11 protein-coding genes are annotated in these 13,932 nt (G+C 64.9%); 6 read left to right on the top strand and 5 right to left on the bottom strand.

The genetic code is table 11. The features are described 5' to 3' along the window. Positions 1-435: 435 nt before the first annotated feature. From F2P44_RS09125 to F2P44_RS09115, 3 genes are all read left to right on the top strand, one after another. The gene (locus tag F2P44_RS09125) at positions 436-2,187 is read left to right on the top strand and encodes a methyl-accepting chemotaxis protein (RefSeq protein ID WP_229423472.1); all 1,752 of its coding nucleotides are present in this window, start codon (positions 436-438) and stop codon (positions 2,185-2,187) included. A 120-nt stretch (positions 2,188-2,307) separates the two neighbouring features. Continuing rightward, positions 2,308-2,649 carry an energy transducer TonB gene (locus tag F2P44_RS09120; protein WP_167086392.1) on the top strand — a complete coding sequence of 114 codons (342 nt, stop codon included), beginning with the start codon at positions 2,308-2,310 and terminating at the stop codon, positions 2,647-2,649. 126 nt (positions 2,650-2,775) lie between these two features. Beyond that, complete coding sequence (locus F2P44_RS09115) at positions 2,776-3,999, top strand: MFS transporter (protein WP_167086391.1); 1,224 nt, start codon at positions 2,776-2,778, stop codon at positions 3,997-3,999. 8 nt (positions 4,000-4,007) lie between these two features. Here F2P44_RS09115 and F2P44_RS09110 read toward each other — a convergent pair whose 3' ends face one another. The 5 genes from F2P44_RS09110 to F2P44_RS09090 form a co-directional block, all read right to left on the bottom strand. Next, a complete protein-coding gene (locus F2P44_RS09110) occupies positions 4,008-6,002 on the bottom strand; it encodes an acyltransferase family protein (RefSeq protein ID WP_167086390.1) in 1,995 nt (664 codons plus the stop codon). A gap of 306 nt (positions 6,003-6,308) precedes the next feature. Beyond that, on the bottom strand, positions 6,309-7,136 hold the full coding sequence (locus F2P44_RS09105; protein ID WP_167086389.1) for a DUF4349 domain-containing protein: 828 nt from the start codon (positions 7,134-7,136) through the stop codon (positions 6,309-6,311). Positions 7,137-7,287: 151 nt separating this feature from the next. Then, positions 7,288-7,509, bottom strand: a complete 222-nt coding sequence (locus tag F2P44_RS09100; protein WP_167086388.1) for a hypothetical protein — start codon at positions 7,507-7,509, stop codon at positions 7,288-7,290. Positions 7,510-7,590: 81 nt separating this feature from the next. Next, positions 7,591-8,301: a hypothetical protein gene (locus F2P44_RS09095; RefSeq protein ID WP_167086387.1), complete on the bottom strand. Its 711-nt coding sequence runs from the start codon at positions 8,299-8,301 to the stop codon at positions 7,591-7,593. 2 nt (positions 8,302-8,303) lie between these two features. Further along, positions 8,304-8,720 carry a hypothetical protein gene (locus F2P44_RS09090; protein WP_167086386.1) on the bottom strand — a complete coding sequence of 139 codons (417 nt, stop codon included), beginning with the start codon at positions 8,718-8,720 and terminating at the stop codon, positions 8,304-8,306. A 306-nt stretch (positions 8,721-9,026) separates the two neighbouring features. Between F2P44_RS09090 and F2P44_RS09085 the strand changes: the two genes are divergently transcribed. Genes F2P44_RS09085 through F2P44_RS09075 form a run of 3 tightly spaced genes read left to right on the top strand, consistent with a single transcriptional unit; the run spans position 9,027 to position 13,892 of the window. Continuing rightward, positions 9,027-11,189: a peptidase domain-containing ABC transporter gene (locus tag F2P44_RS09085; RefSeq protein ID WP_167086385.1), complete on the top strand. Its 2,163-nt coding sequence runs from the start codon at positions 9,027-9,029 to the stop codon at positions 11,187-11,189. Positions 11,190-11,196: 7 nt separating this feature from the next. Further along, on the top strand, positions 11,197-12,606 hold the full coding sequence (locus tag F2P44_RS09080) for an HlyD family type I secretion periplasmic adaptor subunit (protein ID WP_167086384.1): 1,410 nt from the start codon (positions 11,197-11,199) through the stop codon (positions 12,604-12,606). Then, entirely contained in the window at positions 12,603-13,892 is a 1,290-nt protein-coding gene (locus tag F2P44_RS09075) for a glycosyltransferase family 4 protein (RefSeq protein WP_229423471.1), read from the top strand. The genes F2P44_RS09080 and F2P44_RS09075 overlap by 4 nt, the downstream gene beginning before the upstream one ends. Positions 13,893-13,932: the final 40 nt, after the last annotated feature.

Below are 13,932 nucleotides of genomic sequence, written 5' to 3'. Positions count from 1 at the left end.
CTGCCCGCTGGCATCCTTCCCTCCCGGCTGGCATTCACGCCAGCCTCCCTCGCTTTTCCCTCCCTCCCGCAGGCCTGGCCTTGACTGGGCATGCGCGATCGCCTTCCCGCGCCGCGCGCTTGCCTCCAAGAAGCCATTTCAATTGCGCATGCGCATTTTTGCTTGCTCTAGAGCAAAAAATGCCTCTATAATTCCCTTATCTTTTGCCTGTTTTGCAATCGGCGCCGGCCCTTGCTCATCCTGTTGTTGTGCTGAAACAATTCGTTCTCAAATCAACGTTTTTGCATGCGCAGTCACTGTTTTGATTTATCCTAAATGGAACGCAGATAGCCAGGCGTTTCTTCAGAGATATCGGCAGGCCGGTGCCGGCTGCACCCACGGTGCCCACGGTTACCATAGCTAATTCGATCAATAGTTCCATAGAAAAGACGCGAAATGAATTTATCCAACATGAAGGTCGGCACCCGTTTAGGTCTTGGATTTGTCCTCGTCCTGACTTTTCTGGTCGCGGTCACCATCGTCGGTATCATCAGCATGGCGCAGATCCAGGCCCGTCTGGATAATGTGGTCGGCGTCAACAATGTGGTGACCCGTCTCGTGATCGATATGCGCACCAATGTCAGCGAGCGCATCGTGTCGCTGCGCATCCTGACCCTGATGACCGACTCGGCCGACATGGAACCGGAAATGAAGCGCATCAAGGAACAAACCGGCCGCTACGACGATGCCCAGAAGAAGCTGGGCGAGAAGTTCGCCGCCGGCGGCTCGGCCGAGGAAAAGAGCTTGCTGTCCCAGATCAAGGAACACGAAGCGCTGGCCATGCCGGCCCTGGCCAAGGCGTCCGAACTGTGGCTGGCCAACAAGGCCGAAGACGCGACCCGCGTGATGATCAAGGAAATCCGTCCGGTCCAGAAAAAATGGATGGAAGCGCTGGAACAGCTCGCCGCCCTCGAAGACAAGCTCAATAGCGCAGCCCAGAAGGATGCCGAACGCGGCTTCGAGAACGCCCGCCTGACCATGCTGATCCTGGGCGGCGTCGCCATCCTGCTGGGCGGTATCGCTGCCGTGTTCATCACCCGCGGCCTGCTCAAGCAGCTCGGCGGCGAGCCGGACTACACCGCCAGGATCGCCAGCAGCATCGCCCACGGCGACCTGTCGGTCCGCATCGAAACCAGCGGCGCCGACAAGGGCAGCCTGCTGATGGAAGTGCGCGAAATGCGCAACAGCCTGAAAGATATCGTCGGCCAGGTGCGCGGCGGCACGGAAACCATCGGCACCGCCTCGCGTGAAATCGCGGCCGGCAATATCGACCTGTCATCGCGTACCGAAATGCAAGCCAGCGCGCTCGAAAAGACCGCCTCGGCCATGGAAGAATTGACCTCGACCGTGAAACAGAATGCCGACAATGCGCGCGAAGCCAACCAGCTCGCCGCCAGCGCCTCGGACGTGGCCCGCAAGGGAGGCGAAGTGGTGTCGCAAGTGGTCGACACGATGGGTTCCATCAACGCCTCGGCCAACAAGATTGTCGACATCATCGGCGTGATCGATGGGATTGCCTTCCAGACCAACATCCTGGCGCTGAACGCAGCGGTGGAAGCGGCCCGTGCCGGCGAACAGGGCCGCGGTTTCGCGGTGGTCGCCTCGGAAGTGCGCAACCTGGCGCAGCGCTCGGCGGCGGCGGCGAAAGAAATCAAGAACCTGATCGGCGATTCGGTCGAGAAGGTCGAGCGCGGCAGCAAGCTGGTCGGCCAGGCCGGCGTGACGATGGATGAAGTCGTCGCCAGCGTCAAGCGCGTCACCGACATCATGGGCGAGATCGCCAACGCCAGCCAGGAACAGAGCGCCGGCATCGAACAAGTGAATATGTCGATCATCGAGATGGACAGCATGACCCAGCAGAATGCGGCCCTGGTCGAACAGGCCGCCGCCGCCGCGCAAAGCTTGCAGGACCAGGCCAGCGAGCTGGCGCACGTGGTCAGCATCTTCAAGCTGGTCGAAGGCGAAGAAACCCACGTCGCCGCGCCTTCCTCGATGGCGGTGGCGGCTCCGGCGCGTCCGGCCAAGCCGGCGCCGCTGCGCGTGGCCAAGCCGCTCCTCAAGCGTCCGGCGCCAGCTGCGGCGGCAACGCCCGCCAAGCCGAAAAAAGCCGCCGCCACCAGCGGCAGCGATGAATGGGAAGAATTCTGATCCGTTTCCCGCCCGGCTGGCAAGCGCGGGGTGCAACGGACGGACAGGTGCAGTGCAAGCTGCAGCGTTAGCGCCGACGTGATACAGGCGCGCGGTTGTACCTTATTGTCAGGGAATTGTATGTTGACCTCTACGCGTTCGATGAGTGTGATCGCTGGCTTGCTGGTGTGCGGCGCGGCGGCGGCGGGCGAAGTGCCGGCCAGTTTCGATGCCTCCAAGTGCAAGGCCGAGTATCCCAAGGCTTCGCTGATGAACGAGGAACAGGGCACGGTGTCGATGTCCTTCCTGGTCGCCGCGGACGGCTCGGTGGTCGAATCGAAGCTGGAAAAAACCAGCGGCTTCAAGAACCTCGACAAGGCCGCCATCAAGTCGATCAGCGCCTGCAAGTTCAAGCCGGGCACCAAGGATGGCGCCCCGGCCCAGACCTGGACCAAGGTCGACTACGCCTGGAAACTCGACTGATCCGCTAGCCCCGTTGCACGCGGCCGGTCCGCCCGGACTGGTCGCGGCAAACCGTTTTCTGGCGCCGGCGCTGCCTGGCGGCGGCACCGGTTTACATATTGTCCTCGCGCATGTATGGTCGCGCGCATGCACATCCACCTCCTCATTGCCGCAGCCTGCCTGCTGGGCCTGTTTTCGACCATCGGCGCCGCGCTGCCCTATCCCATCCTGCCGCCCCTGTTCGCGTCGGGCGCCAGCAACGGTCTCAATTCCTTTCTCGGCCTGCCGCCCAAGATGCTGTTCGGCCTGGCCCTGACCATCAATCCGCTCGGCCTGCTGATCGGGAATACCCTGCTCGGCCCGCTGTCGGACCGCTACGGCCGCCGCCCGCTGCTGATGGCCACGACCTTCGGCGCCGCCCTCGGCCATGTGCTCACGGCGCTGGCGCTGCTGCTCGAATCGTATCCGCTGTTTATCCTGGCCCGCTTCGGCACCGGCCTGCTGGAAGGCAACGGCGCCGTGGTGCGCGCCATGCTGGCCGACCGCCTCGAAGGCGAGCTGCGCGTGCGCGCGCTGTCGTGGCTGAACGGCGCTTTTTACCTGGGCTGGCTGGCCGGGCCGCTGCTGGCCGGCGCCACCGTGGTGTTTGGCATCACCGTGCCGTTCTGGATCGCCGCCGGTGCGCTGGTGCTGACCACGGCGCTGGTGGCGGCGGTGCTGCCGCGCGAGGCGGCCTCGCTGGCCACTACCTCGTGGTGGTACGTGGCGCGCCACCAGCACGCGTTTCACCTGCTGCGCCACGCCGGCCTGCGCAAGCTGTTCGTCGTCCAGTTCGCCTATACCTGCGGCGTGACCGCCTTTTACGAGTTTTATCCCTTGTGGCTGGTGGAATTTCCCGGCTACGGCGCGCCCGGCATCGCCTGGATCACCGCCGCCCTGTGCGCGGTGATGACGTTCACGGCCGTGTTCGCCGGACGCCCGAGCCGCATCGCGCCCTTGCAGCGGGCGGCCTGGAGCGCTTTCGGCGGCGCCGCCGCCATCGCCGCGCTGGCGCTGGGCAATGTCTGGCTGGGGTTGGCGGCAATCGTGCTGTTCGGCATTCCGAATGCGTTTTATAACGCCATCGTGCCGGGCTGGTGCGCGGAGCGTTTCGGCGCCCTGGGGCAGGGCGCGGTGATGGGATTGCTGTCGACCACGTTTTGCCTGGCGAATATCGTCATGGCCCTGGTCGGGTCGGTGCTGACCCCGGTTGATACGCGCCTGGTGCTGTTGCTGGGCGCGCTGTTGTCGGCCTGGGCCGCATGGCGCCTGCTGGGCTGGCGCGTGGGGATGGCGGGTCCCGCCGTGTCAGGCGGGCCCCCCGAAGGCTGAGGCGGGAATCAGCCTGCCGGCGCCGGCTTGCCCTGGGCCGTCGGCAGCGCGGACGCGCTGGCGCTGGCGCCTGGCGCAGCGCGCTGGATGGTCGGATCGAGGAAGCTGGCGGCGCGCCGGCTATAGGCGGGACGCATGTGGATGGTGTCCGTGTACAGCGGCGCGCCGGCATCGTCGAGCACCGGGCAGACATTGTCCTTGCACATGTACTGGGCCGGTTCGATGACGATGGCGCCGGTGTCGGCGGCAATCGCGGTCAGGCGGGCCAGCGGCGCGGCGTTGCGCTGGTGGTAGTCGGCCAGGTCGAACGCGGGCACCTTGGGCAGCGGGGCGATGGCGCCGAAACGCGAGCCGGTGTACATCGACTGCGGATCGAAGGCGGCGCCGGCCGGCGGTTGCAGCACCAGGAACACGCGCTTGCCGTTCTTGCGCAGCTTGGCAAGGCTGGCGTGCAGCGCCGCGTACGCCAGTTCCTGGGCGTCGGCCGCCGGGAAGGCTTTCGTGACGCCGCCTTTTTCAAACAGCAGTTCGTGCTGGCCGGCGTTGAAGTAGCCGTACCAGGCCGCGCCCACCACCACCGTATCGACTTGCGGGCTGTTGGCCAGCGCGTAGGCCGCATTGACCGTCTTGGGACACAGGGGGAAGCGGATTTGCGGCAGGCGCACCGTGTTTTCGATCGGCGGACAGCCGCCGGCCGTGGCGAAGATGACGCTGCTGAAGCGCGCCGGATCGCTGGCCACGGCGTGTTCGATGCGCGGGCCGTATTGCTGCATCACGGAGTCGCCCAGGAACACGGTCAGGCCCGGCCCGCGGCTGACGGCTTTCTGGAATACCACGCCATCGTAACGCATCGGCGCCAGGGTCGGGCCGGGGAACTGGCTGTCGTTCAGGGCCGCCAGGTAAGGCTCGGCGCCATGGGTGTCGATGCGTTCGCGCAGCACGCTGGTGCCGATCGCCAGGCCCAGCACGGCAATGGCGACCATGCCCATTCCCAGCGACCAGGTGACGCGGCTGCGGTCGCGCCGGTCGCGCAGCGGGATTTCGACCAGGCGGTAGGTAAGATAAGCGAGCACGAAGCCGGCGCCCACCAGCGCCAGCTTGATGGCGATCGGCGGCTTCTGGCCGTAGATGATGTGGCCGTAGGACAGCAGCGGCCAGTGCCACAGGTACAGGGGATAGCTGATCAGCCCGATTGCGACGGGCAGGCGCCGTCCCAGCACCAGGCGGTTCAGCAAGCCATTCTTGCCGGCCAAAATCAGCAGGCACGCGCCGCCGACCGGCAGCATGGCCCACCAGCCGGGGAACAGCGACTGCGCATTGGTCAGCCAGAACGCCAGGCCCAGCAGCAGCGCGCCGCCCAGCGACAGCAGCGTGCCATGCCGCTCGAAGCGCTGCGCGTGATGCAGGTGCAGCCAGGCGACCACGCCGCCGGCCATGAGTTCCCAGAAGCGCGTCAGCGGCGAGAAAAACGCGGCCACCGGATGGTCGTTCACCAGCAGGAGGTTGGCGCTCATCGAGATCACGAAGATGATGCCGGCCACCCACAGGAAGCGCAGCTTGCGCGAGAACACCAGCCACAGGATCAGCGGCCACAGGATATAGAACTGTTCCTCGACCCCGAGCGACCACAGGTGCAGGAAGGGCTTGGTGATGCCATCGTTGTCGAAATAGCCCGCTTCGTTCCACAGCACCAGGTTCGAGACGAAGGTGGTGCCGGCCACGGCGTGCTTGCCGATCTGCTCGAATTCGCCGCGCAGCAAGACCACCCAGCCGAAGGCGAGGGTGGCCAGCATGACCACGGTCAGGGCCGGGAAAATGCGGCGGATGCGGCGCACGTAAAAGTCGGCGATGCTGAATTTCCCCTTTTCAAGCTGGGAAAGCAGGATCGAGGTAATCAGGAAGCCGGAAATGACGAAGAATATGTCGACGCCCACGAAGCCGCCGGCGAACCAGGTCGGCCAGGCGTGGAACACGATGACGGCGACGACCGCCAGCGCACGCATGCCATCGATATCGGGCCGGTAGGCGAGGGCGCCCGCGTGCGCGGTATGCGAATTGGTTTGAATGACTGTCTCCAGGAAGATTGGGTGAAAAACAAGGCCGATAACACGCGCATTATAGAGGAAGCGCCCAGGCGGGTTGTGAAGAGTTCAACACGGCGCGCCTGTAAATGTTGTCGAAAACGCCGTGATTGTACCCTTTAGCGGTTCGGCAGCGCGCGTGGGGCGGCGTTTCCATTCAATGATGGCCGCTTGGGCGCGGTCAACGCCGCCCGGGTGCCCGGGCGGCTTGCGGTGCGCCGGCGCGTTCTAGCGTGCCGCTTGCGCGCGGCGCGCCTTGCGCAAGCGGTAGCGTTTGCGCAGCCACAGGAACAGGGGGAGGCCTACAAGCAGCCACGGCAGGACGGCGACGGTCGCGGTGATCAGGGTCGCCAGGCTCGACATCAGCACGCGCCCCGATGCGCCGGCCGCCTGCGCCACCGGCGCGGCCCAGCTCCTTTCGGCACCCAGCGGCTGGGGCACCAGGGTCAGGTCGACCCGGGTCATCTCGGTCTGGCCGGCCAGCGCCTTGCGCTTGCCCTGGATGCTGTCGAGCTCAGCCTGGATCATGGAAAGCTGTTTGTCGGCGGCCAGCACGTCTTCCAGGGTGCCCGAGCGTTTGGCGAGCAGGTCGAGGATGCGCGTTTTGAGTGCCGTCAGATTGGCGATTTTGGCGTCGACATCGATGACCTCGGGGGTCAGGTCTTCGTTTTCGCGCTGGTGCTGGAGCAGCTTGCCGTGTTCCAGCATGGTGTTGAGAAAGCTGTCGAACGCTTGCGGGGGAAGCCGCGCGGTCAGCGTGGCTTGGGCCGGGCGGTGCGGGCCGGCCTGGGTCTGGTCGGCCCTGAGCACCACGCAGGCCAGCTTGACGCAGGCTGCCTGGATGGCGTCGAACTGCTTCTGCAGCTCGGCCTCGGGCGCTTCGAGCAGCAGCGTGTGGCGCGTGGCGATGTAGCGCCTGGCCGCTGGGGTATCGAGCGCCGCACTGGAGGCTTTGCTTGAAAGCTGTCTCGGGATGGTGCTTTCGACACTTTTACCGAGCTGCTGCGAACAGGCGGACAGCAGAAGGACGACGGCTACACCGAAAAGACATTTCATGGCAGGGGCAAGGGGTGGATGTTGAGCGAATCATAACATCAGGCACGCGCCGTCCCCGGGCCAGCGAGGGCTGGCTGTGCAGGCTGCCGCTTGGCGCGCCTGTCAGGCGCTGCCGCGGCGCAGTGCGCGGGATTCTCGCCTGTGGAGCAGGCTAGCTGACTGCGGCGGCGCGCAAGCGGCGTGCGGCCTGGCGGCGGTCGTAGCTTTCGATCAGCGCGTTTTGTGAGATTTCATCGCCAATGCCGCGCAGCTTGAGAAAGCGCTGGGCGGCATCGCTGCCGAAGGCGCGCTGCAATGCAATAGCTTCGTGCAGTTGCGCTGCGGTTTCAAGGTCCTGGCGACGGTCTTCGTGGCGGCGGTCTGCATCGTCCATGTTGTTCTCCCGGTTACTGTATTGCATTTATAGCACGCAGAGAAAATGCATGCTTGAAATCCGCGTACCGAACGCAGCTTCTTACGCAAATCTCAGCCGGCCGGCGAAAAGGATGCTCAATGCATGCAGGGGCGAGGACGTCATGGACGCCGGGCTGTGGGTGCTGTCGCAGCCGCAATTGCCGCAGTAATGGCGCCGGTGGGGCGTTTGCGCAAAGCTGCCCAGGTCCAGGTGCGGATGGCCGCAGCGCGCGCAGTGCACGCAGCCGGGCGCCGGTCCGGCGGATGCCGCCCGGGTGTAGGCCAGCAGGGCGGGCGGGGTGATGTTGACCTGCACGATGCCGCTGCCGGGAAACGGCGCGCGCGGGCCGCTGTTGCAGATCGCCACGGCCGGGTAGCGTCCGGACCGGCTTGCTTGAAGACCGGCAGGCACGCTGGCCACCTCCATGCCGCTCCCGGCAGCGCTGGCAATCGTCACGCTGGCGCAGGCCGCCAGGTCGATCAGCGGGGGATGCAGGGCGTAGCTCATCGGCTCGGCATGGCGCGCGCAGCGGCGCTGGCCGCTGTGCGCCAGCGCGGCCAGGTCTGCCTTCACGCCCCAGTAGGTCTGGTGCGTACGGCACCAGTGGCGCGCGGCGCCGTTGCGGTATTTGCCGGCCGCGACCAGCACGCAGGCGACCAGCGCATCGTCGCCATGATCGGCGGGAAAGTGTCCTGACAGCTGGCCTGTCGCCACCGTGATGTGCCCGACCGTGGCCTCGTGCGGCCAGCAGATGCCGGCAAGGTGCCGCAAGCTCAGTCGGAATGGGCGATGTACAGGTCGCCCTTGCCGTCCGGCAGCCAGGTTTCGGCGATGTCGGAGCTGACGTCGAAAAAGCCCACACCGTGCTTGGCCGCCAGCCGGGTGACGGTGGCGTGCGCTTCGTCGATCTGGTCCCACGAAAACGTGATGTAGATGAGCGACTTGCCGATGGTGTAGTCGGTGCCCGGGCTGTCCTCGTCGTTATCCTCGCCGGCCAGGTCTTCCAGTGCCAGCGCCGGGAAGGTGTGCACGATGTCGGCGTAGAACGCTTGCAGCGCCGGGCTGGCGACGGCGGGGTCGGCGTAGGAATGGCCTTCACCCCACTCGGCTTGTTCGTCATACCAGGCCAGGAAAGCCTCGCGCTTTTTGGGCGCGGCTTCCGGGGCGAAAACCATCAGATCGTAACTCATGCGTGTGGGCCTCTCAAGTTGATATGCGCTGGACGGCACGTTCGGTATTGTAGTCGACCGGCCGCCGCGTGACGCCCCGTGCCGGCTGATTCCCGAGCCGTATGACAGCGGTTTCAGCGGCTTCGTGATATCGACCTATCATCAGCCGTCTATTTTCGTAAAGTAACAATGTCTTTTGTTAATAACTGCCGAGTGGAAACATTAATTTTCCATAAAAATTGAATTCGATGCCATTTTCGGGTATCGTTCTGGGCCAAATTTGTATTTATTTCTGCTTCGGCAATTCACTCGGAAACGCAGTTTTTTATGAACCACAAAGAAATCCAGGCAGACGCCTTTTTCTGGGCGCTGCAAGGTATTTGCGCGCTCCACCGACAGCCTTTTTCCCTCGAACTTGCACAGCAACAGCTGGCCGCCCCGCATACGGTCGCGGCGCTGACGCAGGCTGCGGGCGTATACGGCTTCGATGCGGCGCTGCGCAAAGTCCAGGCGGGCAAGCTGCGGCACGAAGCGTTTCCGCTCGTGGCATGGCTGCAAGCGCCGCCCGATGGCGACTGTGCCGCCGACGCGGTCCCGGCCCTGATTTTGCAGGCCGACGGCGCCAGCGTGCTGATTGTCGAAGCAGGCGACCCCGCTCCCAGGCAAATGACCCTGGCCGACTTGGCCGGGCGCTACCTGGGCCAGGTCACGCGCATCGCGCCGCGCGACGCGGGCGGCGCCGATCCGGACAGCGCAGCCGACGCCCTCAAGTCGCGCCGCTTCGGCTTTCGCTGGTTCATTCCAGAACTGATGAAGCACAAGCAGCTCTGGCGCGAAGTGCTGCTGGCCTCGCTGGTGATCCAGCTGATCGCCCTCGCCACGCCGCTGTTTACCCAGGCCATCATCGACAAGGTCGTGGTGCACCACACACAGAGCACCCTGATCGTCATTGCCATCGGCATGGCGGTGTTCGTGCTGTTTTCGGCGGCCTTGTCGTGGGTCCGGCAATATCTCGTACTGCACACCGGCAACCGGGTCGATGCCGTGCTGGGCGCGACCGTCTTCGAGCGCCTGTTCAAGCTGCCGCCAATGTATTTCCAGCACCGCCCGACCGGCGTGATCGCCGCGCGCATGCAGGGCGTCGAAACGATCCGCGAATTCATCGCCGGCGCCGCCGTGACGCTGGTGCTGGACTTGCCGTTCCTGCTGATCTTCGTGGCGATCATGTTCTATTACAGCGTCACGCTGACCTTGCTGGTGCTGGCCATTCTCGGCGTGATCGTGGCGCTCAGCGCCATCGTCGCGCCCCTGTTCCAGACCCGCCTGCAAGAGCAATTCCAGCTTGGCGCGCGCAACCAGGCGTTTCTGACGGAATATATCGCCGGCATGGAAACGGTGAAATCGCTCCAGCTCGAACCGCAACTGAACAGTAAGTACAGCGCTTACCTGGCCAGTTACCTGGCGGCCGGCTTTTCCACCAAACAGCTGGCAAATACCTATAACTCGAGCGCCAACCTGCTCGAACAACTGATGAGCTTGCTGATCCTCGCGATCGGTGCTTACACCGTCATGCACGACACCCACTTCACGATCGGCATGCTGGTGGCGTTCCAGATGTTCTCGGGCCGCCTGTCGCAGCCGATGATGCGCCTGGTGGGCCTGTGGCAGCAATTCCAGCAAGCCAGCCTGTCGGTCGCGCGCCTGGGCGACCTGATGAACGCACCCACCGAGCCGTATTCCCTGGTCCCTTCGCGCGACGGCAGCCGCAAGGGCCTGGTGCAGATCGATGGGTTGGCGTTCAAGTATGCCGAGCATTTGCCGCTGGTCTACGAGAATCTGTCCCTGACCATCCAGCCCGGCCAGACCATCGGCATCATGGGGCCGTCGGGCTGCGGCAAGAGTACCCTGGCCAAGCTGCTGCAGGGCTTCTATCAGCCGAGTGCCGGGCGCATCGTCATCGACGGGGTCGATCTCCGCTATCTGTCGGCCAACGAGCTGCGCAGCCACTTCGGGGTCGTGCCGCAGGAAACCGTGCTGTTCTCGGGCACCATTTACGACAACCTGCACATGGCCAGCCCCGACGCCAGCTTCGAGCAAATCGTCGCCGCCTGCAAGATGGCTGAAATCCATGGCGCCATCGAAGCGCTGCCGAAAGGCTACCAGACCGAGATCGGCGAGCGCGGTTCGGGCTTGTCCGGCGGACAGCGGCAACGCATCGCGATTGCGCGCGCGTTGCTCAAGCGCCCGACCATCCTGGTGTTCGACGAAGCTACCAGCGCCCTCGACGGTCCCACCGCCGAGCAATTCGCGCACACCATCAACGCCTTGCGCGGCAAGATCACGATGCTGTTCATCACCCACGGCTTGCCGAAGGGTTTGCAGGTCGATGCCATCTACCGGCTCGGTGCCCAGGGCGCCCAGCGCGTGGCGCTTGCGAGCGCACTGAACAACAATAGCGCTGGCGGCGATGCGCGCCAGCCCGCAGCCTGAGGATCCCATGACTGACACCACTTCCACCATGGGCCAGCCGCTGGCCCAGCCCGGCGGCGCCCAGCTTATCGCGCTGCGCGTGCCGAGCCGCTGGCACGATCCGCTCGGCCTGATCCAGGTCAACGCGCCCGACCGCAGCCGCCGCATCGTCTTATGGATCGTTTCGGTGCTGGTGCTGGTGCTGATTGTCTGGGCCGCCTTCGGCAAGCTCGACATCATCGCCAGCGCCGACGGCAAGCTGGTGCCGCAAACGCTGGTCAAGATCGTGCAGCCGGCCGAGGCCGGCGTGGTCAAGCAATTGCTGGTGCTCGAAGGCGACAAGGTCAAGGCCGGACAGGTGCTCGCGCGCCTCGACACCACCCTGGCCAGCGCCGACAAGAGCGGCATTGCCAACGACCTGGCGGCGCAGCGGATGCAGGCGCGCCGCATCGAGGCTGAGCTGAGCGGCAAGGCCATGCTGCCCAAGGCCGGCGACGATACGCTGCTGTATGCCCAGGTGCACGCCGAGTACGCCGCGCGCCGCACGGCGTTCGCGGACAGCCTGGAACATGAAAAAGCGCTGCTGGTCAAAGCCGCGCACGAAATGCGCAGCGCACGTGAAACCCTGGCCAAGCTGGAGCAGACCCTGCCGTCGTACCAGGCGGCGGCGAAAAGCTTTTCGGATTTGTCGGCGGACGGTTACGTGCCGGCGCTGCGCAGCGCCGACAAGCAACGCGAAGCGACCGAAAAGGCCAGGGACCTGGACGCGCAACAGTCTACCGTGGCCGCGCTCGGCGCCACCATCGCCGCCCAGGAGCAGAAGATCAGCCAGCTGCACAGCGGATACACCAGCGAACTGGAAAAGGAACTGGCGGCGATCCGGGCCCGCATCGGCCAGTTGCAGCCGAACCTGGACAAGACCAGCTACCGCGAAGGCCAGATGGCATTGCGCGCGCCGCAGGATGGCGTGATCAAGGACCTGGCCACGACCACGGTCGGCGCCGTGGTGCAGCCCGGTTCGGTGGTGCTGACCCTGGTGCCGGAGGGCGAGCAGCTGTTCGCCGACATCAATATCAAGAATGAAGATGTGGGTTTCGTGCGGGTCGGCCAGCGCGCGCAGATCAAGTTGTCGGCCTATCCCTTCCAGCGCTTCGGCATGCTCAAGGGCGAGGTGCTGCACGTCAGCGCCGATGCCAGTGAGCCGGCCCGGCAGGGCGGCGCCGAGGCGCAGGAAGGCGCTGCGGTGCCCGCCATGGCCAGCTACAAGGCGCGCATCCGGCTCGACCAGCAAAGCTTGAAGGACCCGCAGGGCACGGTGCTGCGGATTACCCCGGGCATGCAAGTCATGGCGGAGATTAACCAGGGCCAACGCACGGTGCTGGAATATCTGCTGTCTCCTGTGCAGAAAGCGGTGTCCGAAGCGGCGCGCGAACGATGAGCGCCGAGACGATTACCATGACCGCGCTGCCGCCGCGGCGCGTGCAGCGCATTCTGTTTATCCACCAGAATTTTCCGGGCCAGTTCGGGCGGATCGCCGCCAGCCTGGCGCGCGATCCGCGTTACGACGTGCTGGCGGTGGGCAAGGATGGCTGTCCCGGCCTGCCCGGCGTGCGCACGCTGGCCTACCAGCTGCACCGCGAGCCGGCGCCGGCGACCCACCACTACGCCAAGCCGTTCGAGGCGGGCATCCTGTACGGCCAGGCATGCCTGCGGCTGCTCATCACGGTCAAGGAAAAAGGCTTCGTGCCGGATGTGATCATCGCCCACCCGGGATGGGGCGAGACTTTGTTCGTCAAGGAAGTCTTTCCGCTCGCGCGGCTGATTCATTTTTCCGAGTTTTACTATCACACGGATGATGCCGACGTCGGCTTCGATCCGGAGTTTCCGAGCACGATAGACGACCGGGCGCGGGTGCGCGCGAAGAACGCGTTGCAGTTGCTGAACCTGGAAGCGTGCGACCTGGCCGTCGCGCCGACGCAATGGCAGAAAAGCCTTCATCCAAGGGCCTACCACGACAAGATTCATTTGATCCACGAAGGCATCGATACCGATTTCATGCGGCCCAATCCGGATGCGGCGTTCACGCTGCCAAACGGCAAAGTGCTGCGGCCAGGCGATCCGGTGCTGACGTATGTGTCGCGCAACCTGGAGCCGTATCGCGGCTTTCACATCTTCATGCGGGCACTGCCGCAAATCCTGGCCGACAATCCGGCCTGCGACGTCGTGCTGGCGGGCGGGGCCGATGTCAGCTACGGCGCGCGCACGGCCGACGGGCGCAGCTGGCGCGACACCATGCTGGCCGAAGTGACGGTCGATCCGGAGCGCGTGCATTTCCTCGACCGTATCAGCTATGCGCGCTACCGCGACCTGCTGCAGGTGTCCGCCGCGCATGTGTACCTGACCTATCCGTTCGTTTTGTCGTGGTCGATGCTTGAAGCGATGGCCTGTGGGTGCCTCGTGATCGGCTCGGATACGGCGCCGGTGACGGAGGTGATCCGCGATGGCGAGAACGGCTTGCTGGTGGATTTCTTCGATACCGCTGCGATTGCGGCGGCGGTGAGCAGGGCGCTGCAACATCCGGCGCCGCTGCGTCCCCTGCGCGAGCGCGCCGTGCAGTCGATCACGGAAGGCTACGGCGTCGACAAAGGGATCGCCGGATACCGGGCTCTGATCCGGACGGCGCTGGCCCAGGCCGACACCCGCGACGCGCGGCTGCAAGCATGATCGACATGTAGCCGGTTGCGCCCATAAACAAGAAAAATGA

The organism is Massilia frigida (genome assembly GCF_011682175.1).
In the GTDB taxonomy this organism is placed as follows: Bacteria; Pseudomonadota; Gammaproteobacteria; order Burkholderiales; family Burkholderiaceae_D; genus Telluria_A; species Telluria_A frigida.
The sequence above is the reverse complement of the archived record's forward strand: the minus strand, read 5'-3'. Positions and strand labels throughout refer to the sequence as shown.

Bases quoted from the DNA above. Each gene is read 5' to 3' on its own strand.
- F2P44_RS09085 (WP_167086385.1), top strand. From the start codon at position 9,027: ATGAACCACAAAGAAATCCAGGCAGACGCCTTTTTCTGGGCGCTGCAA.
- F2P44_RS09125 (WP_229423472.1), top strand. From the start codon at position 436: ATGAATTTATCCAACATGAAGGTCGGCACCCGTTTAGGTCTTGGATTT.
- F2P44_RS09115 (WP_167086391.1), top strand. From the start codon at position 2,776: ATGCACATCCACCTCCTCATTGCCGCAGCCTGCCTGCTGGGCCTGTTT.
- F2P44_RS09100 (WP_167086388.1), bottom strand. From the start codon at position 7,509: ATGGACGATGCAGACCGCCGCCACGAAGACCGTCGCCAGGACCTTGAA.
- F2P44_RS09120 (WP_167086392.1), top strand. From the start codon at position 2,308: ATGTTGACCTCTACGCGTTCGATGAGTGTGATCGCTGGCTTGCTGGTG.
- F2P44_RS09105 (WP_167086389.1), bottom strand. From the start codon at position 7,136: ATGAAATGTCTTTTCGGTGTAGCCGTCGTCCTTCTGCTGTCCGCCTGT.
- F2P44_RS09090 (WP_167086386.1), bottom strand. From the start codon at position 8,720: ATGAGTTACGATCTGATGGTTTTCGCCCCGGAAGCCGCGCCCAAAAAG.
- F2P44_RS09080 (WP_167086384.1), top strand. From the start codon at position 11,197: ATGACTGACACCACTTCCACCATGGGCCAGCCGCTGGCCCAGCCCGGC.
- F2P44_RS09075 (WP_229423471.1), top strand. From the start codon at position 12,603: ATGAGCGCCGAGACGATTACCATGACCGCGCTGCCGCCGCGGCGCGTG.
- F2P44_RS09110 (WP_167086390.1), bottom strand. From the start codon at position 6,002: ATGCGTGCGCTGGCGGTCGTCGCCGTCATCGTGTTCCACGCCTGGCCG.